Annotated in this window: 20 protein-coding genes and 1 pseudogene; 16 read left to right on the top strand and 5 right to left on the bottom strand. The window is 73.4% G+C overall.

Features of this window, described 5'->3' with window-relative positions; all coding sequences use genetic code 11:
- Positions 1-108, top strand: a pseudogene (locus ACZ4IF_RS35550) (2-oxoacid:ferredoxin oxidoreductase subunit beta); the annotation flags it as partial.
- A 31-nt stretch (positions 109-139) separates the two neighbouring features.
- On the opposite strand, the gene ACZ4IF_RS35555 reads toward ACZ4IF_RS35550, so the two are convergent.
- On the bottom strand, positions 140-544 hold the full coding sequence (locus ACZ4IF_RS35555; protein ID WP_095935980.1) for a winged helix-turn-helix transcriptional regulator: 405 nt from the start codon (positions 542-544) through the stop codon (positions 140-142).
- A gap of 88 nt (positions 545-632) precedes the next feature.
- On the opposite strand from ACZ4IF_RS35555, the gene ACZ4IF_RS35560 reads away from it, so the two are divergent.
- The 4 genes from ACZ4IF_RS35560 to ACZ4IF_RS35575 all read left to right on the top strand — a co-directional run bounded on the left by ACZ4IF_RS35560 (position 633) and on the right by ACZ4IF_RS35575 (position 4,360).
- Entirely contained in the window at positions 633-1,490 is an 858-nt protein-coding gene (locus ACZ4IF_RS35560) for an SDR family oxidoreductase (protein WP_467570574.1), read from the top strand.
- Between the two features lie 148 nt (positions 1,491-1,638).
- Positions 1,639-2,691 carry an EamA family transporter RarD gene (rarD, locus tag ACZ4IF_RS35565; protein ID WP_467570576.1) on the top strand — a complete coding sequence of 351 codons (1,053 nt, stop codon included), beginning with the start codon at positions 1,639-1,641 and terminating at the stop codon, positions 2,689-2,691.
- 82 nt (positions 2,692-2,773) lie between these two features.
- The gene (locus tag ACZ4IF_RS35570) at positions 2,774-3,241 is read left to right on the top strand and encodes a VOC family protein (protein ID WP_467570578.1); all 468 of its coding nucleotides are present in this window, start codon (positions 2,774-2,776) and stop codon (positions 3,239-3,241) included.
- A gap of 171 nt (positions 3,242-3,412) precedes the next feature.
- Entirely contained in the window at positions 3,413-4,360 is a 948-nt protein-coding gene (locus ACZ4IF_RS35575; protein WP_467570581.1) for a M28 family metallopeptidase, read from the top strand.
- 13 nt (positions 4,361-4,373) lie between these two features.
- Here ACZ4IF_RS35575 and ACZ4IF_RS35580 read toward each other — a convergent pair whose 3' ends face one another.
- The 4 genes from ACZ4IF_RS35580 to ACZ4IF_RS35595 all read right to left on the bottom strand — a co-directional run bounded on the left by ACZ4IF_RS35580 (position 4,374) and on the right by ACZ4IF_RS35595 (position 9,343).
- Positions 4,374-4,820 (bottom strand): hypothetical protein, encoded by a 447-nt coding sequence (locus ACZ4IF_RS35580; protein ID WP_467570583.1) that lies wholly within the window; start codon positions 4,818-4,820, stop codon positions 4,374-4,376.
- Between the two features lie 220 nt (positions 4,821-5,040).
- Entirely contained in the window at positions 5,041-7,605 is a 2,565-nt protein-coding gene (locus ACZ4IF_RS35585) for a hypothetical protein (RefSeq protein ID WP_467570586.1), read from the bottom strand.
- 8 nt (positions 7,606-7,613) lie between these two features.
- Positions 7,614-8,315: a hypothetical protein gene (locus tag ACZ4IF_RS35590; protein WP_467570588.1), complete on the bottom strand. Its 702-nt coding sequence runs from the start codon at positions 8,313-8,315 to the stop codon at positions 7,614-7,616.
- A 17-nt stretch (positions 8,316-8,332) separates the two neighbouring features.
- The gene (locus tag ACZ4IF_RS35595) at positions 8,333-9,343 is read right to left on the bottom strand and encodes a peptidoglycan DD-metalloendopeptidase family protein (protein ID WP_467570591.1); all 1,011 of its coding nucleotides are present in this window, start codon (positions 9,341-9,343) and stop codon (positions 8,333-8,335) included.
- A gap of 198 nt (positions 9,344-9,541) precedes the next feature.
- Here ACZ4IF_RS35595 and ACZ4IF_RS35600 point away from each other — a divergent pair, with 198 nt between their 5' ends.
- From ACZ4IF_RS35600 to ACZ4IF_RS35650, 11 genes are all read left to right on the top strand, one after another.
- Positions 9,542-10,093: a DUF6668 family protein gene (locus tag ACZ4IF_RS35600; protein WP_359499171.1), complete on the top strand. Its 552-nt coding sequence runs from the start codon at positions 9,542-9,544 to the stop codon at positions 10,091-10,093.
- On the top strand, positions 10,090-10,350 hold the full coding sequence (locus tag ACZ4IF_RS35605; protein WP_095935972.1) for a hypothetical protein: 261 nt from the start codon (positions 10,090-10,092) through the stop codon (positions 10,348-10,350). The genes ACZ4IF_RS35600 and ACZ4IF_RS35605 overlap by 4 nt, the downstream gene beginning before the upstream one ends.
- 358 nt (positions 10,351-10,708) lie before the next feature.
- Positions 10,709-11,008, top strand: coding sequence for a hypothetical protein (locus ACZ4IF_RS35610; protein ID WP_028805325.1), 300 nt, complete (start codon positions 10,709-10,711; stop codon positions 11,006-11,008).
- Between the two features lie 56 nt (positions 11,009-11,064).
- The gene (locus tag ACZ4IF_RS35615; RefSeq protein ID WP_467570594.1) at positions 11,065-11,844 is read left to right on the top strand and encodes a DUF8175 domain-containg protein; all 780 of its coding nucleotides are present in this window, start codon (positions 11,065-11,067) and stop codon (positions 11,842-11,844) included.
- A 1-nt stretch (position 11,845) separates the two neighbouring features.
- A complete protein-coding gene (locus ACZ4IF_RS35620; RefSeq protein WP_467570596.1) occupies positions 11,846-12,988 on the top strand; it encodes a hypothetical protein in 1,143 nt (380 codons plus the stop codon).
- A gap of 114 nt (positions 12,989-13,102) precedes the next feature.
- Entirely contained in the window at positions 13,103-14,596 is a 1,494-nt protein-coding gene (locus ACZ4IF_RS35625; protein ID WP_467570599.1) for an SCO6880 family protein, read from the top strand.
- The gene (locus tag ACZ4IF_RS35630) at positions 14,593-16,074 is read left to right on the top strand and encodes an ATP/GTP-binding protein (protein WP_345644732.1); all 1,482 of its coding nucleotides are present in this window, start codon (positions 14,593-14,595) and stop codon (positions 16,072-16,074) included. The genes ACZ4IF_RS35625 and ACZ4IF_RS35630 overlap by 4 nt, the downstream gene beginning before the upstream one ends.
- Before the next feature lie 46 nt (positions 16,075-16,120).
- Positions 16,121-17,875, top strand: a complete 1,755-nt coding sequence (locus ACZ4IF_RS35635; protein ID WP_467570602.1) for a type IV secretory system conjugative DNA transfer family protein — start codon at positions 16,121-16,123, stop codon at positions 17,873-17,875.
- Positions 17,872-18,267 carry a DUF4913 domain-containing protein gene (locus ACZ4IF_RS35640; RefSeq protein ID WP_095935967.1) on the top strand — a complete coding sequence of 132 codons (396 nt, stop codon included), beginning with the start codon at positions 17,872-17,874 and terminating at the stop codon, positions 18,265-18,267. The genes ACZ4IF_RS35635 and ACZ4IF_RS35640 overlap by 4 nt, the downstream gene beginning before the upstream one ends.
- 283 nt (positions 18,268-18,550) lie before the next feature.
- Positions 18,551-19,000: a hypothetical protein gene (locus ACZ4IF_RS35645; protein ID WP_467570606.1), complete on the top strand. Its 450-nt coding sequence runs from the start codon at positions 18,551-18,553 to the stop codon at positions 18,998-19,000.
- Between the two features lie 7 nt (positions 19,001-19,007).
- Positions 19,008-20,327, top strand: coding sequence for a tetrahydrofolate dehydrogenase/cyclohydrolase catalytic domain-containing protein (locus ACZ4IF_RS35650; protein ID WP_467570608.1), 1,320 nt, complete (start codon positions 19,008-19,010; stop codon positions 20,325-20,327).
- The last annotated feature ends 141 nt before the right edge of the window (positions 20,328-20,468 follow it).

A 20,468-nucleotide genomic window follows, 5' to 3' on the forward strand; every position in this document is an offset into this window, starting at 1 on the left:
TACGACACCCAGATGGCCGACCAACTCGACACCGCCATCGAACAGAACGGCAAGGGCGACCTCGCCACACTTCTCGCCGGCAACGACACCTGGACGGTCGTCGGCTGAGACGCGGCCGCCGCGCGGTGGGTCACGCCCTTCACGAGGCCCGGGAGCTCGCCTCCCGGGCCTCGTCGTAGGTGCGGCGGGCCTGCTCCACGTCGTCCATGCGCTCCGCGGTCCACGACGCGAGGGCCTTCACCTGCACCGCGGCCTCACGCCCCAGGTCGGTGAGCGAGTAGTCGACGCGCGGCGGGATGACCGGTTTGGCGTCGCGGTGGACCAGCCCGTCGCGCTCCAGCGTCTGGAGGGTCTGCGTCAGCATCTTCTCGCTGACCCGCCCGATCGCGCGGCGCAGCTCGCTGAAGCGGAACGGGCGCTCCAGGAGCTCGATCAGGACGAGGACGCCCCAGCGGCTGGTGACGTGCTCCAGGACCAGGCGGTAGGGGCACATCGCCTCGCCGACGGTGTACTTGTTCTCTGCTGCTCCGGTACTTACTGCCATGCCAGTACCTTACTTGAAAGTGGGTACTTTCGAAGAGTTAGTGCACCTCCTAGGGTGAGTGTCAGACCACCCCACAAGGAGTTCACTCATGAGCATCGTCGTCACCGGAGCCACCGGACACCTCGGCCGTCACGTCATCGACGGCCTGCTGGAGAAGGTCCCGGCGTCCGAGATCGTCGCCGTCGTCCGCAGCGAGGAGAAGGCCGCCGACCTCGCCGCCCGCGGCGTCGAGCTGCGCGTGGCCGACTACGGCGCGCCCGAGACCCTGAAGGGCGCCTTCGCCGCCGGCGACAGGGTGCTGCTGATCTCCGGCAACGCGGTCGGGCAGCGCATCCCGCAGCACACCGCCGTGATCGACGCCGCGAAGGAGGCCGGGGTCGCGCAGCTCGCGTACACCGGCGTGCTGGGCGGGCCGGCGGCCGACTTCGAGCTGGCGGACGACCACAAGGGCACCGAGCAGGCGATCCTCGGCTCCGGCCTGCCGTACACCTTCCTGCGCAACGGCTGGTACCACGAGAACTACACCGAGAACCTCGCCCCGGTGCTGGAGCACGACGCCGTCGTCGCCTCCGCCGGCGAGGGCCGCATCGCCTCCGCGTCCCGTGCCGACTACGCGGCGGCGGCGGTCGCCGTACTGACCGGCGAGGGGCACGAGAACAAGGCGTACGAGCTGAGCGGCGACACCGCGTGGGGCCTGGCCGAGTACGCGGCCGAGCTGAGCGCGCAGACGGGCCGGGAGATCGCGTACAACAACGTGCCCGGCGAGGTGCTGCGGGGCATTCTCACCGGCGCGGGTCTGCCCGAGCCGTTCGCGGCGATCCTCGTGGACGTCGACGCGGCCGTGCAGCGCGGGCTGCTCGCCGGAACCAGCGGCGACCTGTCCCGCCTCATCGGCCGCCCGACCACCCCGCTCGCCGAGTCGATCAAGGCGGCGCTGAAGGGCTGAACCCCGCGTCCCCGGGGTTCCGTCGCCGCCACCCCCTGCCTGTCATGACCGTATGGCGATACGGGCATGACAGGCAGGGGTCCTCGGCGCTACCTTCTTCGAGACTTCCGCCGCACGAGAGCGGCGATCACACGAGAAGGAGGCAGCGGTGGCCGCGACGTCGAAGAGCGAGCAGCGCGTAGGTCTGCTGAACGGCTTCGCGGCGTACGGCATGTGGGGGCTCGTCCCCCTCTTCTGGCCGTTGCTGAAGCCCGCCGGGGCGGTCGAGATCCTCGCCCACCGGATGGTCTGGTCCCTCGGCGTGGTCGGCATCGCGCTGCTGGCCATGCGGCGCTGGGCCTGGGCGGGCGAGCTGCTGCGACAGCCGCGCAAGCTGGGCCTGATCACCATCGCCGCGGCCGTCATCACGGTCAACTGGGGCGTCTACATCTGGGCCGTCAACAGCGGACACGTGGTGGAGGCGTCGCTCGGCTACTTCATCAACCCGCTCGTCACCATCGCGATGGGCGTCCTCATCCTCAAGGAACGGCTGCGGCCCGTGCAGTGGGCGGCCGTCGGCGTCGGCTTCAGCGCGGTCCTCGTCCTCACCATCGGCTACGGCCGGCCACCGTGGATCTCCCTCTGCCTCGCCTTCTCCTTCGCCACCTACGGGCTGGTGAAGAAGAAGGTCAACCTCGGCGGCATCGAATCGCTCGCCGCCGAGACCGCGATCCAGTTCCTGCCCGCGCTGGCCTACCTGGTGTGGCTGGGCTCCCGGGGAGACGCGACCTTCGCCGCGCAGGGCGGGGGGCACGCCCTGCTGCTCGCCGCGACCGGTGTGGTGACGGCGCTCCCCCTCGTCTGCTTCGGGGCGGCGGCGATCCGCGTGCCGCTGTCGACGCTGGGCCTGTTGCAGTACCTCGCACCGGTCTTCCAGTTCCTGCTCGGCATCCTCTACTTCCACGAGGCCATGCCGCCCGAGCGGTGGGCCGGGTTCGCGCTGGTCTGGCTCGCGCTGTCGCTGCTCACCTTCGACGCGCTGCGCACCGCGCGGCGGGCGGCCCGTCAGCTGCGGAACGCCGGCCGCCCCTCGGAGGCTGCGGTCGCCGAGGCCGCGGAGACCGCCGTGGGGACCGAGGTCGTCACCGGCGCGGACGCCGTCGTGAGCCCCGGCACCGCCCCGGACGCCGGCACGGTCACCGCCCCGCGGGAGCACGCGTAGGGAGTACCGCCCGGGCGCCGCGCCGTCCGGCCGCGGGACAGGTTCGGCGGCCCGGCCCCCGGACCGCCGGCGGACTGGCAGGATGCCCGCCATGACGCCAACTCCCCTGCACTGGAAGCTCGTCGTCGACGCCACCGACCCGCACGCCCAGGCCGACTTCTGGGCCGCCGCGCTCCACTACCGGGCCGAGGACAACAGCGCGCTGGTGGAACGGCTGCTGGAGATCGGCGCACTGCCGGCCGGGGCCACCGTCGACTTCCACGGCCGCGCGGCCTTCCGGGACCTGATCGCCGTACGGCATCCGGACGACCCCTACGACGAGGAGAGCGGCACCGGTCTCGGCCGGCGGCTGCTCTTCCAGCGCGTGCCGGAGGCCAAGACCGTCAAGAACCGGCTCCATCTCGATCTGCACCCGGCGCCGGGAGAGCGCGCGGCCGAGGTCGAGCGGCTGACGGAGCTGGGGGCGAGCGTGCTGCGGCACGTGAAGGAACCGGCCGGCGAGTGGGTGGTGATGGCCGACCCGGAGGGGAACGAGTTCTGCGTGCACTAGGGGGCCTTCACCCGAAGGGCGGGACACACGAGGGGGTGCCGTGACTTCGGACGTGCGGCGCCGCGAGGTTCGGTATGCGGACGGGGGTGACCGGATTCCGCTCTTGACGGAGCGTCAGCCTCACCCTCACCATCGGGCTCCCCACTCACTGCGGAATTCGGAGCCCCCCACATGAAGCTCTCCGTTCCCGGACGTGCCGTCGCCGCTGCCGTCGTGGCGGCCACCACACTCCTCACCACCGGTTCCATAGCCGGGGCGGCGCCCGCCTCCCCCGGCGTGGCCGCCGCCCCCGACCTCCCCGTCGCCAACGTCAAGGCCCATCTCGCGCAGTTGCAGTCCATCGCCACCGCCAACGGCGGCAACCGGGCGCACGGGCGCGCCGGTTACAAGGCGTCCATCGACTACGTGAAGGCGAAGCTGGACGCGGCCGGGTTCACCACGACCCTCCAGCAGTTCACCTCGTCCGGACGCACCGGCTACAACCTGATCGCCGACTGGCCCGGCGGCGACTCCAACCAGGTCGTCATGGCCGGATCCCACCTCGACAGCGTGACCGCGGGGCCCGGCATCAACGACAACGGGTCCGGGTCCGCGGCCGTCCTGGAGACGGCGCTCGCCGTGTCCCGCGCGCAGTACAAGCCCACCAAGCACCTCCGGTTCGCCTGGTGGGGCGCGGAGGAGCTCGGCATGGTCGGCTCCCGGTACTACGTCAACAACCTCTCCTCCACGAACCGCTCGAAGATCAGCGGCTATCTGAACTTCGACATGATCGGCTCCCCGAACCCCGGCTACTTCGTCTACGACGACGACCCCGCCATCGAGAAGACCTTCAAGGACTACTTCACGGGCCTGGGCATCGCGACGGAGCCGGAGACCGAGGGCGACGGCCGCTCCGACCACGCCCCCTTCAAGAACGCCGGCATCCCGGTCGGCGGTCTCTTCAGCGGCGCCGACTACGTCAAGACGACCGCTCAGGCCGCGAAGTGGGGCGGTACGGCGGGCCAGCCGTTCGACCGCTGCTACCACTCCTCCTGCGACACGACGTCAAACATCAACGACACCGCCCTCGACCGCAACGGCGACGCCCTCGCCCACGCGGTGTGGGCGCTCTCGTCCTAGGCAGGCGTCCCGGTCAGCGCCGCGGCCCCGGCGGCGGCGCGGCCGGTGGACGCGCCGGGCCGGCGACGGGGGTCGCCGCCCTCGCCGCGGGCGCCTTTCGGCCCCACTCCCGCATGGTGTCCGCACGTTCCACGGTGAGCGCATGGGCGGCGGCCGGCGTGGAGACCGAACGCATCCGGGCGGCGACCACCGCCGGTACTCGCCCGCCGAGGGCGACGTCGGCCGCGACACGCGAGCGCAGGGCGCCGACCCGGGCCAGGTGATGCTGCAACTCTCCCGCGCCGAGCGACTCGACGTGGACGTCGACCGCGGCCCGTACGGCGGCCGGGGGCGTCGGGATCGGGGCGGCGCCCCGCGGGCCCGCGGGCGGCGCCGCGCGACCGGTGCGGCCCCGCCGTCCGGCGCCGCCCGGCGTGAGCGTGCGCCAACTCATCGTCCCGGTCAGCTCGTTGACGGTCACCTCGGTGCGCGCGGCCGGGTCGCCGGCCCGCGGGGCGCGGGCACCCGGGCGTGCCGTCCGCGTTCCCGGCCGCGGTGAGCGACGTCGGGCCGCGGCGGCCCGGCCTGCCTCGGTACCCGGCTCCCCGAGCCCGGCGACCCCGGACGCGCCGGCCCCGACCGCACCCGCGCCGGGCCGGTTCCCTCCTCGTCCCGCGGGACCGCGCCGCGCGCCCCGGCCGTCACTGACCATGGGCCCGGGGTGTCTGCGCGTAGGGGTTGTCTGCCATGACACGGGCGCGCTCGGACAGCCGGCCCATACGGGTACGCGCCGACTCGAGCTGCTCGATGTCCTCGGCGGCGGGACCGCCGTCGGCCGCGAGCTCCGCCCACACGCCGATCAGGTCACGTCCCAGGTGCAGACCCTGGAGCGGATCGCGGACGGCGCGCCAGGCCGCCGCCGCGCTCTGCACGTTGCCGTACGCGGCACGCGGATCCCGGTGGCGCCTGCGGACCTGCGCGAGGTCCAGCGACAGGTGGAAGGACCTGAGCGCGTCACCCGCCAAGTAGGCGATGTAGGCGGTCAGTTCGCGCAGCTTCAGCACCTCGGGATGATCCTGGCCGAGCGAGTGCGACGCCTCCGCGACGGCCTGCTCCGCCATGCCCGCGGCCGCCTCGATCCGGCCCATCTTCACGGCCTCGTTGATCCGTGCCACGGGCTCCTGGAGGAACTGCGGCGAGCCGTCGCCCTCCGACGCCTGGTCCAGCACGGCCTCGGCGACGGCGTCGAAGCCGCGCACCGGAGCGGGCTTCGGCTCCGGCTCGGCCTCCGGGTCCAGCAGGGGCGCGGGCTCGCTCACGGCCTCGCGGACCGGGGCGGGCTCGGCCACCGGCGCCGGCCCGAACTCCCCCGCCGGCGTGGCCGTCGCACCGGCGGCCGACTCGGGCACGGCCCGCAGTACGTGCGTCGCCGCACTCCCCGGCAGCGGCTTCGGCTCCGGCACGGCACGCAGCACGAACGTCGCGGGCGTGGACCCCTCCGCGACGGGCTGCGGCGCGGGGGCCGGAGCGGGCGCGGGGGCCGGCTCGGGCCGCGGCACGGCAGCGGGCGGCTGCACGGGAGCGGACGGCTGCACGGGAACGGCCTGCGGCTCCGGCACGGCAGTCGGCCGCGGCGCGGACGCGTGCTCGGCCTCCGACGCGCGGACCGGCTGCGGCGCGGTCCCGAACTCGGCCGCGACGGGCGCGGACTCCGGTACGGGAGCGGGCTGCGGCGCGGGAGCGGGCTGCGGCGCGGGCCCGAACTCCGCCACGGCAGGCGCGGGAGCCCGTTCCGGCACGGGGGCAGCCGCGGGCGACGCTTCCGGCCGGGGCCGCTGCGGCTGCGGCTGCGGCTGCGGCACGGGCCTGAACTCCTGTGTGACAGGCAGGGACACCGGTGCCGTCTCGGGCAACGGACGCGGCGCGAGCTGCGGGTCCTGCGGGGGCGCGGGCGCCACCTCGGACTGCGGCTGCTGCGCGGACGCCGGAGCGGGCTCGGCCCCGGGAGCCGCACCCGACTCGGGCCGCACGACCGCGGCGGGCCGCTGCTGCGGCTCCGGCACGGCGACCGGCCCCGGCTCCCCGACCGGCCGCGGCGCAGGCGCGAACTCCGGCCGCGAGACGGGCGCGTGCTCGGGCACCGGCACAGCGGCGGGACCAACCGCGGACGACACGTCCGGCTCGGGCCGAAACACCGCCGCGGGCCGCTGCTGCGGCTCAAGCGCAGGCGCGGGGGCAGGCGCAAGGGCAGGAGCGGGCGCGGGCGCGGGCGCCGCCTCCGGCTCGGGCCGCGGCGACGGCGACGGCGCGGGGGCATGGGCAGGTGTCGGCTCCGGGGCACGGACCGGTTCCGGCCCGGCGACCGGACGCGGCTCCGCGATCGGCCCCGACGCAGGCCCGAACTCCGCTCGTGACACCGGCGCGTGCTCCGGCTCCGGCACGGAGGCAGGAGCAACCGTGGGCGTCACCTCCGGCTCGGGCCGCACCACCGCCGCGGGCTGCTGCGGCTGCGGCGCGGGGGCAGGAGCGGGCGCGGGCGCGCGAACCGGCTGCGGCTCCGGCGCGGCGACCGGCCGCGGCGCAGGCGCGAACTCCGGCGCACCGGGCGCCGACTGCGGCGCGGGAGCCGGTGTCGGCGCGGGCTGCGGCTCCGGTGTGAGCACCGGCCGCGGAGCGGGTGCCGGCTGTGACATGGGGGCGGGCTCCGGGGCCGCCTGGGGGTCCGGTTCCGGTACCGCGCGCAGGACGTACGTCGCCTTGTCCCGGTGCGGAACCGGCGCCGCCCCCTCCCCGGACACCGGCGCGGGCGCCTGAGGCTGGGCCTGGGGCGCCGGGGCAGGCGCCTGGGGCGTCGGCGCCGGCCCGGTCTGCCGCGGCTCCGGTCGCGTCGGCGGCTCCGGCTCGGCGGCCGTCGCCCCCGGGCCCACCCGCACGGGCTCCCCGGCGTACTGGCTGGACCCGTCCAGGTGCACCTGGAGCGGCACGACGTAGCCGATGCGCTCGTCGTCGACGGTGGCGAGGACCGGATGGCCGGTGGCGAGGACGAGCCGGTGCAGGTAGGTGAGGACGGCGGCCTGGACGGTCTCGCCGGGCGGGGCGACGACCGGCATCCCGCCGACCGTGGCGCCACCGCCCGTGCGGTCCGCGGCCACCGGCACATGCACCTCGATCGGCGTCACCCCGGTGGCCGGGTGCCCTCCGGGGGCGGCACCGGCCGAGCGCTGCCGCTTGAGTTCCCGCTTCTGTTCGCGGCTGAGTCGAGACATCGGTTCCCTCACTCGGGGTGTTCGGTCGAGGCGGCGGAGGACGGAGTCGAGGAGGACGCAGAGGACGATTCCGGGGGCGGGGGGACCGCGGCCTCCACCGCGTTCACCTCGTCGACGTGCCACGGCTGACCGTGGCCCGACCGCGTGAGCTTGAGGAAGACGTTCGCGCGCGGCCCGGTGCCCGTCCAGCCGTCGCGGCCGTGCGCCGTGCCGTCGACGTAGAGGGCGCGGTAGGCGAGGACGGCCGTGTCCCTGGGGCCGTCGCCGTCGTCGTCGGAGGTCACCTCCACCGTGGTCCAGGCCTTGTGCCCGGCCCAGGTGTTCCAGACGTCGCCCGCACCGCTGGCCGGCCGGTAGGACCGTTCGGCAGCGGCTTTCTTCGCCGTGAACCAGCGCGCCGAGCGCAGCACGGCGTCGTGCGGGCCGGAGTCGTACTTCGTGTCATAGCCGTACGCCACCTCCGCCCATGCCTCCGATACGTCCGTCGCGTCCGTCCCGTCGACGCCCGACGGGCTCGGCACCCGCGCGTCCGCGCCCAGCGGCTTGCCGGACGGGAGGGGTGCCTTCGGCGCCACCGAGGGCACCGCGGAGGGCGACGCGCCCGGCGCACCCACCACATCACGATGGTCCTGCAGGCCACAGCCCGTCAACGCCACCAGGCCCGTCACGGACACGACCGCTACGGCGATCGTCCTCGTACGCGTGCTCATCGTCGCCTCCCTCCTTCTCACTTCAGCCCCAGCCAGGGTGCCGGGTCCACGTATTTGTTGTTCTGCTGGACCTCGAAGTGCGCGTGGGGTCCCGTCGAGTAACCGGTGGAGCCCACCGCGCCGACCTGCTGACCGACCTTCACCTTCTGACCGACACGGACGCTGAGGGCGGACATGTGGTTGTAGGTGGTCGATATCTGGTCGCCGTCGATGGTTCCGTGGGAGATCACGACACGGTTTCCGTACCCGTTGGACCATCCGGCGAAGGTGACCGTCCCGTCCCGGGCCGCCTTGAACGGCGTACCGGCCGCGGCGCCGAAGTCGATGCCCGTGTGCAGCTTTCTGACGTGCAAGATCGGGTGCATGCGCATGCCGTACGGAGAGGTGATGCGCGGCTTGCCGGGGAGCGGCATCGCCATCTGCTGCCCGTCGGGAATCCTGCCCGGCGCGTCGTCCACCGACTCGTACTTGGCGATGAGCGACTTGATCTTGGCGACGTAGTTCTGGGTCTCGGTGTACGGGGGCATGCCGCCGTACTGGTGGACCGCGCCCGGTCCCGCGTTGTACGCGGCGAGTGCGAGGTCGAGGGTCTCGCCGCGCGCCTCACCACGGTTCTTGTAGCCCTCGACCTGCTTGGCGAGCGCGCAGTCGTAGCGGCCCTGGGCCATGATCGCGTCGCCCGGGTCGTACGGGGAGACACGGCCGTTGCCGTCGTCGTCCCGTCCCCAGGTCTGCCAGGTGCCGGGCATGAACTGCGACAACCCCTCGGCGCCCACGGGCGACTGGGCATTGGGGTTCCAGCCCGACTCCGCCTCGATCTGCGCGGCGATGACGGCGGGCTTGATGACGTCGCACAACGCGCCCGCCTTGAGGACCCACGGCACGTACTGCTGCGGAACGGCGCCGTCCTTCAACCCGCCGCCACCGCCCGCCCCGCCGCCGTCCTCGCTCGATGCCCCGCTCACTCCGACCATCATGACCACCGGCATGATCACCGCGGCTATGCAACCGCCGACCACCCAGGTCATGGTGCTTCCGCCCCCGTTGGACATCGGCTCCCCTCAGCCTCAAGATCCGGTCGTGTACATGCTGTTGAGTCTCTCGGCTCCCACCCGTTGCCTGCGTCACCGCGACGTCACAGGCTCGTCCCAGGAACTCACACCCCGTTACCTAACCTGTTCGGGCGACGTGAAGATCGGTGGGGCCGACGACGGAGGAGAGTGGCGATGAAGGGGGTCGCGATGCAGGGGAACGAACGGCACGGGCCGGACGGGCCCGAGATCTGGATCCGCGGTCCGGTCGGCGAACCGGAGCCGCGACACCGCGAAGAGGGGCCCGCGCCCGCTCAAGCGGTCGTCACTCCACGGCAGTTCGCCTGGGTGGCCACGCACGGCGGGGCCGGCGCGTCCACGCTCGCCACCGTCTTCGGCGGTCACGACGCGGGCCGCAGCTGGCCGCGGCCGGACCAGGGCGAGCCGGGCTCGGTGCTGCTCGTCGGGCGGACGCACGCCGCCGGTCTGGAGGCCGTCTCGCACACGCTCGACATCTTCCGGCGCGGCGACGCGCCGCCGGGGCTCGACCTCGACGCCATCGTCCTGGTCGCGGACGCACCCGGCCGGCTGCCCCGTCAACTCGCCCAGCGCATCAAGGTGATCAGCTCTGTCATCGACGTCTACCGGGTGCCGTGGGTGCCCGACTGGCGCACCGGCGACCTGACCGGACCGTTGCCGCGCGAGATCACATCACTGGCCCGACTGACCGGGAGGACCACCCCATGAGCACCCTGCACGCCCTGACCGGCACGCTGGCCGCGGGCCCGCCCACCGGTGTCACCAAAGAGCTCGACTTCGTCCTCAACCTCATCGCCTGGCTGGTCACCGCGGCCGGTGTGGCGGGGCTGCTGATCGTGGGCAGCCGGATGGCGCTGGCCGTGAAGACCGGTGACGGGGACGAGCACATGAGCCAGTTCCTGATGGTGATGGGCGCCTGTGTCATCGGCGCCACGGCGGGCCCGATCGTCGGCTTCGTCATCTGAGCCGCCGCCCCCGCCGACGCGCCCCTCCGCCCCGGGGAGGCAGCTCCCCCTCGTTCGTTCTCGCCTGAGGCACCCTCACTTCCTCGTGGGGGTGCCTCAGTTCGTCGTGCCCGACCGTCGTCCCACCTGCTACTTGATGACGAACTCTTCCCGTGTGTCACGGACACGTCACCGACAGGTGCTGGATCACTACATCGCTTGGCCGGACCCCACAGCAGTCGCCAAGCTCACTGTGCAACCGGGAACCCGGGCGCCACACCGCCCTCGTCCCTCCTGCGCGACCGCTCAAGCACCGCTCAAGCACCGCACACAGCAAGCACGTCGTCGGCGAGGCAGCCGACCACATCGGGGAGAAGCCATGTTCAAGGCGATTGCAGCCAAGGCACACGAGTACATCTACCTGGCGGACGGAAAGGTCCCCGACCCCAACCGCAACGCGCCGGGCGCACTGACCGGCAAGGTCGACACCGTCCTCGGCATCCTCGCCTGGGCCGGCACCGCGGCGGGCGTCGCGGGTGTGCTCATCACCGGCGCGATGATGGCGATCTCCATGCGCCGCGGCGAGGGCTCGGAGCACATGGGCCGCCTCGGCATGGTCCTCGGCGGCTGTGTCCTCGTCGCCACCGCGGGTCCTGTCGTCACCTTCGTCTTCGCCTGACCGCCGGGCGACCGGACGAACCGATTCGACGACCCGATCCGAAGGGAGCGCAAACCATGCTGAACTCCGGCCGGTCCCAAGGGGGCAGCGGGGAGTGGGAGCAGCCGTTCTGGCAGCAGCGAGGCTGGATCCTGTCGGCCGGGTTCCTGCTGGTGCTGCTCGTCCTCGCCGTCTTCACGATGCTGGACGGCGGCGGCGAACGGTCGCCGCAGGCGTCGGGCGACCCGGACCCCAATCCGACCTCGTCCTCCGGCTCGCACTCGGGCGGGGGCAAGGAGGGTGCGGACGCCCGGCCCGCCGGCTGCCGTACCGACGACAGCGACCAGGCGAAGCCGACGAGCGTGCCGAAGGACTTCACCTGGAAGGCCGACGGCACCGGCCTGGTGCCGGTCTCGAAGACGGTGGGCCCGCTCAAGTACGACGGACCGGTCTGGTCCTGCTTCGCGCACACGCCGATGGGCGCCGTACTGGCCGCCCACGCCATCACCGACCACCTCAGCTACCAGGGCTGGCGCGAGGTCGTGGACCGTCAGGTCGTCGCCGGCCCCGGCCGCGACGCGCTGATCCGCAGCCGCACCGCGGAGGGCGACAAGCCCAGCTCGGGTTCGCAGGACGCGGGCGGCTACGCCGGCTTCACGGTCCTGTCCTACGACAAGCAGAAGACGACGGTGATGGTCGTGGTCCGCGTCCCCGGCAAGGACGCCTACGGCACCGCGTCGGTGACCATGCGCTGGGACGACGGCGACTGGAAGCTCGCGCCGGACGCCGACGGCACGGTCTATTCCGGTATGTCGCAGGTCAGCGGCACCAAGGGCTTCGTCACGTGGGGGGCGTGAGATGAGTTGCAGCTGGAAGATCGTCGACTGTGTGATCGACGAGGTCGGTTCGGAGTTCACCGAGGGTGCCGTCACCGTCTTCGCCAAGGCCATCGGTGACGCCGCGGCCGAGGTGCTCAAGGCGCTCAACGGCGTCTGGATGCACGTCGACGTGGACGACCCCTCCCAGCCCATCGGGCTGATCGACGCGGAGATCGACTGGATCGTCGCGTACGTGGCCGTGGCGTCGCTGCTGGTGGCCGCGATCAGAATGGCCCTGGAACGCAAGGGCCAGCCCATGAAGCAGGCGTTCATGGGCATGTGGAAGGTCATCCTGGTCGGCGCGGTCGCCGTGCCGGTGGTGCAGGCGCTGACCAAGGCGTCGGACCTGTACGCCCAGCACGTGTACGCCAAGTCCGACCTCGGCGACCGCGCGTCGACGATGCTCGGCGTCATCACGCTCAACCAGCCGGGCCTGGTACTCATCTTCGGTCTGCTGGTGATGCTGTCGAGCTTCGTGCAGATCTGTCTGATGTACATCCGCATCGGTGTCCTGATCATGCTCGTCGGCACACTGCCGCTGGCCGCCGCCTCCTCGATGACCGGGTGGGGCGAGGGCTGGTGGAAGAAGCACGTCGGCTGGCTCGGGGCCTGGCTGCTCTACAAGCCGGCCGCGGCGCTGATCATCTATTCGGCCACGTCGATGACGCAGGACACCAAGAACCTCGACCAGACCATCGCCGGCATGGGCATGCTGATCATGGCGGTCTTCGCCCTGCCGGCCCTGCTCAAGCTGATCGTCCCCGCGACGGCTGCCCTCGGCGGCACCTCCGGCGGCACGGTCGCGCTCAACGCGGCCAACAACGTGGCCACCGGGGCCGTCAGCATCGCCGCGGGCGGTGCCGGAGGCGGCGGTGGAGGCGGCGGCGGCGCGGCCGGTCCGAAGGGCTCGCCGTCCTCGGGTGCCGGCTCCTCCGCCGGCGGGGCCGGTGGCGCGGGAGGCGCCGCCGCGGGAGGCGGTGCCGCCGCGGCGGGAGCCGCCACGGGTGGTGCGGCCCTCGCGGTGCAGGCCGCCGCGGTCGCCGTGCAGACCGGTGTCGCAGCCGCCACGGAAGTCGCCAACTCCCTTGACGACAACGACGGCATGAAGGGCCACAGCCAGTAGGCAGCAGGCCGCCAGGCCCCGGGAGCGGGGCGGGCCGCCCGATGAGGCGGCGCCCCGCTCCCCCGTCCCCGTACACCCGAAGCACGTCGAGTCGAGCCGGAAGAAGGAACCCCCATGTCCACCGACGCCATGACGCGTCCCACGTACGGGAACTGGCGCAGGCCCCGCCGTCCCGGACTCGGTCCGCTGGGTCTGCTCGGCACCGTCGTCGCCTTCGGCGGACTGCTGGTGGCACTGCTGGCGTCACTGGTGTCGCTGCTGGCCGCGGTGGTCGTGCTGGTGCCGGTCGCGCTGTTCCTCGCCCCGCTGGCGCTGCGCACCGTCGACGGCCGCAACGTCTACCAGGTCCTCGCGATCCGCATCGGCTGGATGAAGCGCAAGGCGAACGGCTCGCACACCTACCTCTCCGGGCCGCTGTCCAAGCGCCCCGGCGGTCACTACCAGCCGCCGGGCCTGCTCGCCCGCACCAAGATGTACGAGGGCCGCGACGCCTACAACCGCTCCTTCGGCGTGCTGCACCACCCGGGCCGCGGCCTGTACACGGTGGTGCTGGCCTGTGAGCCCGACGGCGGTTCGCTGGTCGACCCCGAGCAGGTCGACATCTGGGTGGCCTCCTGGGGCGACTGGCTGTCGCGGCTGTCGCACGAGCCGGGTCTGCGCGGCGCGCAGGTCGTCGTGGAGACGGCCCCGGACACCGGGACGCGGTTGGCGGCCGAGGTACTGCCGCGCATCTCGCCGAACGCTCCGGCGGCGGCCCGCGCCGTGATGGAGGAGGTCGTCGAACGCTACCCGTCGGCGTCCTCCGAGATGCACACGTACATCGCGCTCACCTACGGCCCCACCGGCGGCCCCAAGCGTGAGGTCGAGGACATCATCACCGATCTGTCGATGCGGCTGCCGGGTCTGCTGTCCGGGCTGGTCGCGGCCGGCGGCGGCAGCGCGTACCCGCTGGCGGCGGAACGGCTCGCCGAGATCGTACGGGTGGCCTTCGACCCGGCCATCGCCCCCGACGTGCTCAGTGCCCGCGCCGAACACTCCACCACCGGGCTGGAGTGGAGCGACGCGGGCCCGGCGGCGGCCGTCGAGACCGTCACCGCGTACAAGCACGACTCGGGTGTCTCGCGCACCTGGATGCTGACGCTCGCGCCGCGCGGCACGGTCAGGTCGAGCGTGCTGCGCGGCCTCCTCGAACCCGCGCCGGGCACCCGGCGCAAGCGGGTCTCCCTCATCTACCGGCCCATCGACCCGGCGACCTCCGCCCGCATCGTGGAGTCCGACCGGCGCTCGGCCCACTTCATGGCGGGCTCGCGGCGCGGTCTCGTGCAGGCGCGGGCCAGCTCCGAGATGCAGGCCGCCGAGCAGACCGCCGCCGAGGAGGCGGCGGGCGCGGGGCTCGTGGAGTTCTCGCTGATGGTGACCGTCACCGTCGACGACGAGCAGCAGTTGCAGGACGCGGCCATCACCGTCCGCAACCTGCAGGCCTCGTCCCGCATCCTGATGCGCCCCGCGGACCGTATGCAGGCCTCCGCGTTCACCTGCACGCTGCCGGTCGGCCTGCTGCCGTGGGAGCACACCCTCGTTCCGTACCAGATCCGGGAGGCGCTGTGAGCAAGCAGTCGACGCCGAGGCCGCAGGTGGCACCGCCGCGCGGCTGGTACGGCCCCGCCGGGGGGCAGGTCGGGCACGTCGATCCGCCCGCGCTGTGGCGGGCGACCACCGTGCAGGCGTGCGGGCTGTGGCCGTTCGCGGCGGGCTCCGGCGCGCCCATGACGGGCGTCCCGCTGGGCCAGCACCTGCACACCGGGGCGACGGTGTGCGGCGACCCCATCTCCTGGTTCACGCGGGCCCGTTACATCTCCAACCCGTCCCTGTTCATGCTCGGCATGCCGGGTCTGGGCAAGTCGACGCTGGTCAACCGGATGCTCATCGGCATGTCGGCGACGGGCATCACCCCGCTGGTGCTCGGCGACCTGAAGCCCGACTACGCCGACACGGTCAGGGCGCTGGGCGGCCAGGTCATCTCGATCGGCCGCGGCGTCGGCGGCATCAACGTCCTCGACCCGGGCGCGATGGGCGAGGCGGCGGTGCGCATCGGCGGCGAGCGCGGCCGGGTGCTGGCCGCCGAGGCCCACGGCCGGGTGCTGAACATGGTCGCGGCGCTCATCACGATCGTGCGCGGCCGTCCGATGGACGACCACGAGCAGTCGGTGCTCTCCGCCTGTCTGCACCACCTGGCGGAGCGTACGAAGCCGGGGCGGGCCCCGCTGCTGCCCGATCTGCTGAAGGTGCTCGACGAGGGCCCCGACCGGGTCCGCGCGGTGACGCTGGACCGCGGCAACGTGGCCCGGTACCAGGAGGCCGTGGACCCGCTGCACCGCTCGCTGCTGGGCGTGCTGGACGGCCCCCTCGGCGACACCTTCGCGGCCGAGACGTCGACCCGGATCAACCCGGCGTCCCCCGCCGTGTGCGTGGACATCTCCCGCATCGGTGAGGCGGACACCCAGCTGACCGCGGCCGCGATGCTCGCCGCCTGGTCGGACGGACTCGGCACGGTGGCCGCCGCGCATGCGCTCGCGGACGCCGGACTGGCCCCGCAGCGCTGGTTCTTCACCGTCCTGGACGAGCTGTGGCGCCCGCTGCGGGCCGCCTCCGGCATCGTCGAGCGGATCGACGCGCTGACCCGGCTCAACCGGTCGCTCGGCCTCGGCGACGCGAAGATCACGCACACGCTGAAGGACGCCGAGGCGCTGGGCAGCGAGGCGGACCGCGCCAAGGCGCGGGGCTTCGTGGAGCGGGCCGGCATGGTCGTCTGCGCGGGCCTTCCCCGTACCGAGATGAAGGAACTCGGCGAGATCGTGGGGATGTCCGAGCGGGAGATCGAACTGGTGTCGTCCTGGTCGTCCCCGCCGGGCTGGGCGAGCACGGGCGGCAACGAGGAGCCGCCCGGCCGGGGCCGGTTCCTGATCAAGGTGGGCGGTCGTCCCGGCATCCCGATCAAGGTGTCCATCACGGACACCGAGCGGGCCCTGCACAACACCAACACGCGCTGGTCACAGGCAGGTCCGAGCCTGTCCAAGGGCGCGTAGGGCGAGCCGCGGGGGCGGCAGGACACCGAAAAAACGGGGAGCAGCAGTGAGCAGCACACGCAAGAGTCAGCACAGCGGGGAGGACTTCCTCCCCTGGATCGTGCCGGGCGCGGCCTTCCTCGTCGGCACGCTCTTCTTCGGGGCCTGGCTGGGCGGCACGGCCGGAGCCGCGGTGAGCGGCGCCGGCTGGGACCCGCCGCCCTTCGGCCTGGCCACGATGTCCACGCTGGTCAAGGACGGCCCGGCCGCGGTGTGGCCGACGGCGTCGGCCGGCGCGGTCGCCGCGGGCATGGCGACCGTCTTCGGCGCGGTCGTCGCCGTCGTGGTCGTCCTCGTCCTGCTGGTGCGGGGCCGGACGGCCGGGCCCAGCGGGCTCGCGGGCCGCAAGGAACTGGCCGGTCTCCTGCCCAAGGGCGCCGAGCGGCGGGCCCGTGAGCTCCGCCCGGCGCTGGCGAAGCAGGGGAAGATCACCGCGGACGACACGGGGAACCTGCTCGGCAACCTGGAGCCCAGTGGCCCCGAACTCCGCTCCAGCTACGAGGACGTGGAGCTGGACCTCATGGCCCCGCGTGCGGGCAAGTCCACGGGCATCGCGGTGCCGCGCGTGCTGCGGGCCCGCGGCAGCGTGCTGCTGACGTCGAACAAGGCGGACGTCTACAGCGTGACGCGTGCCGAGCGCGAACGCGTCGGCCGGGTGTGGACGTTCGACCCGCAGGGCATCGCGCACTCGCCGCGCACCCTGTGGTGGGACATGCTCGCCGACGCGTCGACGATCGAGGGCGCCCGTCGCCTGGCCGGGCACTTCGTGGGCGCGGTCAACGACGACGCGACCCGCCGCGACTTCTGGATCTCGGCGGCCCAGAACACCCTCACCGCCCTCTTCCACGCGGCCCAGCGCGGCGGCCGGCAGATCGGCGAGGTACTGGCCTGGCTGGCGGACCCGGCCGACCGGACGCCCGTCGACCTGCTGCGCGACGCCGGCATGGCGGCCCTCGCGGACCAGCTCCAGGGCACCATGCAGGGCGCCGTGGAGACCCGGGACGGCATCTACGAGACGGCCCGGCAGTGCGTGGCGTGTCTGCTCGACCCGGCGATCGCCGCATGGGTGACGCCGGACCCGGACCTGCCGCAGTTCCTGCCGGACCGGCACGTGCTGTCGAACGACACGCTCTACCTGCTGTCCAAGGACGGCGGCGGTTCGGCGGCCGGTGTCATCGCCGCGGCGGCGGACTCGGTGCTGCGCGCGGGGGTCGTGGCGGCGGAACGCATGGGCGGGCGGCTGGAGCCGCCGATGACGGCGGTGCTCGACGAGGCCGCCAACGTGTGCCGGATCTCCGATCTGCCCGACCTGTACTCGCACTTCGGTTCGCGCGGCATCAACATCGTGACGCTGCTGCAGAGTTACCGGCAGGGCGCGCGGGTGTGGGGCGAGGCCGGCATGGACGCGCTCTGGTCGGCCGCCACCATCAAGCTCCTCGGCGCCGGTCTGGACGACGCCGACTTCGTGGAGAAGGTCTCCCGGCTCGTCGGCGAGCACGACGTGTCGACGGTCAGCTGGTCCAAGGGCAAGGAGGGACGGTCCCGTTCGACGTCGTACCGGCTGGAGCGCATCCTGCCCGCCGACCGCATCCGAGCCCTGCCCAAGGGCACCGCGCTGCTCCTGGCCACCGGCGTCAAGCCGGCGCTGGTCAGGCTGCGGCCCTGGTACGCCGAACCCGGCGCCGACCGCATCGCGACCGCGGCACAGGCCGAGGTCAAAGCCATCACCGCCCGCGCCGCCGAAGGGATCACGACCCGATGACGACCGCCGAAGCACAGTCCGCCCCGCCGTTCATCCTCTACCTCGACGGCCAGGAGTACGCCGACGAGATGACCGGGCTCTCCGTCTGGGTCTCGGACCTGCTGCTGCCCGTGTACGGCCGCGAGGTCACCTCGCAGCAGCCCTGGTGCCCGCGCTGGTGGGAGCACCTGGAGGCGGTGGCCCGGCTGCACGGCCTGTGGCTGGCCTGGCAGGAGCACACCGACCCGGCCGCGGGCGCGTCCGGACCGGCGGTCTGGCACCGCGACCATCTCGGGCCCGTGCTCGCCGAACTCCGGTCACCCGCAGGTCCGTTCGCGGGCTGCAAGGAGGGCAGCCACCGCGCGAAGACCGCACCGTTCGCCGAGCCGTACGACAAGCATCCGGGCCTGTGAACCGGCCCCGGCGGCCAGGTCGCGGGAGCGGCCGCGTCCCTACACTGAACCGACGGCCGGAAGATCACCGCCGGGGTCCGGACCGCGAAGGGCCGAGGACCGCCCGGACGCGACGCGGACCGGACCGGACGGATCCTGTGGCACACGCCTGCCGGCCGTCCGCCGATGCCGGGGCGCCCCGCCGCACGGACCCGACCGGCCGCCCGGCCACCGCCGGCCGGCGGGGACTGCCGTCACGGACGGGCCGTCCCCGCCGTTCGAACCTCGTCGAGGAGAAGCACACATGAACCACCCGCACACCCCGTACTTCGAGGACGTCGTCGACTGGCGGCACCACCGGGCGGGACACGCGCACACCCTGGTGCGCGCCGTCCGCTCCGGCGACGGACGCCGGGCGGTGGCCGTCGTGTCGGAGCTGGCGAGCAACCCCGACGACCGCGGCATCACCGACGACTTCGGCTCGGTCGCCGACGCCGCGCTGCCCGTGCTGCGCCGCGCCTTCGGACCGCAGCTCGAACAGGTCGACTGGATCGCCCACTTCGGGTCCTTCTCCTACCACGACCCGACGGGCCCCGAGACCTTCACCCGGGTCACCGTGACCCCCGGGCCGGCGGGGCACCGCGACGACCTGTCCGGCGACGAGCCGCTGTCGGCCGGCCGGGTGGAGGAGCTGCTGGGCCGCGGGCTCGACCCCGTCGCCCAGGTGCTCGCGCGGATCGAGCGGGCGGGATGAGGCGCCGATGACCGAGCATGTGTCGGGCCGGGACGTCCTGCGTCAGGCCAAGGAGCTCTACCGGCCCTACCGTGACGCCGTGGAGCCCACGGGACAACGGGTGGCGATCATCCGCTTCGAGCCCGCCGCCGACGATCCGCAGGACTGGCGGGTGCGCCTGGAGGCCTCCAGGGTCTCCGCCGAGCAGAAGGTGAAGAGCTTCGAGCACCTCGGCTTCAAGGCGGACCACATCGTGATGCCGCCGGGCACCACGCGTGCGCAGTTCGCCGAGACCCTCGACCGCGCCAACCAGGATCCCGCGACCCGCGCGATCATCGTCCAGTTCCCGCCGCCCGCCCATCTGCGTCCGCTCGTCGAGCGGATGGACCCGGCCAAGGACATCGACGCACTGCTCAAGGGCCGCTCCCAGTACGCGGCGTGCGCGACGGCGGAGGGCATCTGCCGTGTGGTGCAGCCCTTCGCGCAGGACGACCCGACGATCGCAGTGGTGGGCAGCAAGGGCTTCGTCGGACAGGGTGTGGTGCACACGCTGCGGGAACAGGGCCACCGGCTGATGGAGCTCGACGCCGGGGACGACCTGCGGCGGGTGCGCGACGCCGACATCGTCGTCTCGGTGACCGGCAACCCCGGGATCCTGGGACCCGACCATCTGCGGCCGCACCACCGGCTCGTCGTCGACTCCGGTTTCGTGCCGCAGCCGGACGGCAGTGTGCGCGGCGACGTCCAGAGGGCGGCGTACGGCATCCCGCAGCACCTCACGCCCGTACCCGGCGGCATCGGGCCCGTCGAGATGGCCACCTTGATGGAGCGGGTGGTACGCAGGGAGGTCGACCCGGCCGCCCCGTCCTGGAAGGTCGAGCCGCGTCCGTACCTGACCAAGGAGCAGATGGCGCAGGGCGCGTCGGCGGCGCCCGCGGCCTCGGTGGCGGCCGCCGCCGGACGCGGGTCCACCGCCGGGCAGGGAAGCGCCGCCGGACAGGCCACCTCGGCGGCTCAAGGTTCTCCGGAGAGCCGGACGACATCAGCGAAGCAGACGGGACCCGCGAACCGGACCGGCCCGACGAACCAGGCGGGATCTGCGAACCAGGCGGGATCTACGACCCAGACAGGACCCGCGACCCCGACGGGATCTGCCGCTCAGGGGGCGCCCACGGCTCCGGGCAACCCCGTGGCCCAGGCCGCGAAGCTGCGCGGCGCCGGCGGGGCCGGGAGCGGGGGCGGCACGAACACGGCGGGCGGGCCCTCCGCCGGCGGCGGCCCGTCCGCACCGGTCCGGCCGCAGCTCCCCCAGCAGCCGCGGCCACCGGCCCCGGGACCCGGCCGCTGAACCACGCCGCGCCAGCCGCGGGACACCGGCCGGGACGAGACCGTACGAGACTCGTCCCGGCCCTGCCCCGCGCACGCGCCGCACACCGTCCCGCACCGGCGGCGCGCGCATCTCACGCATCCCGCGCGTGCCCCGCACGCA

The organism is Streptomyces sp. NPDC025784 (assembly GCF_055558435.1).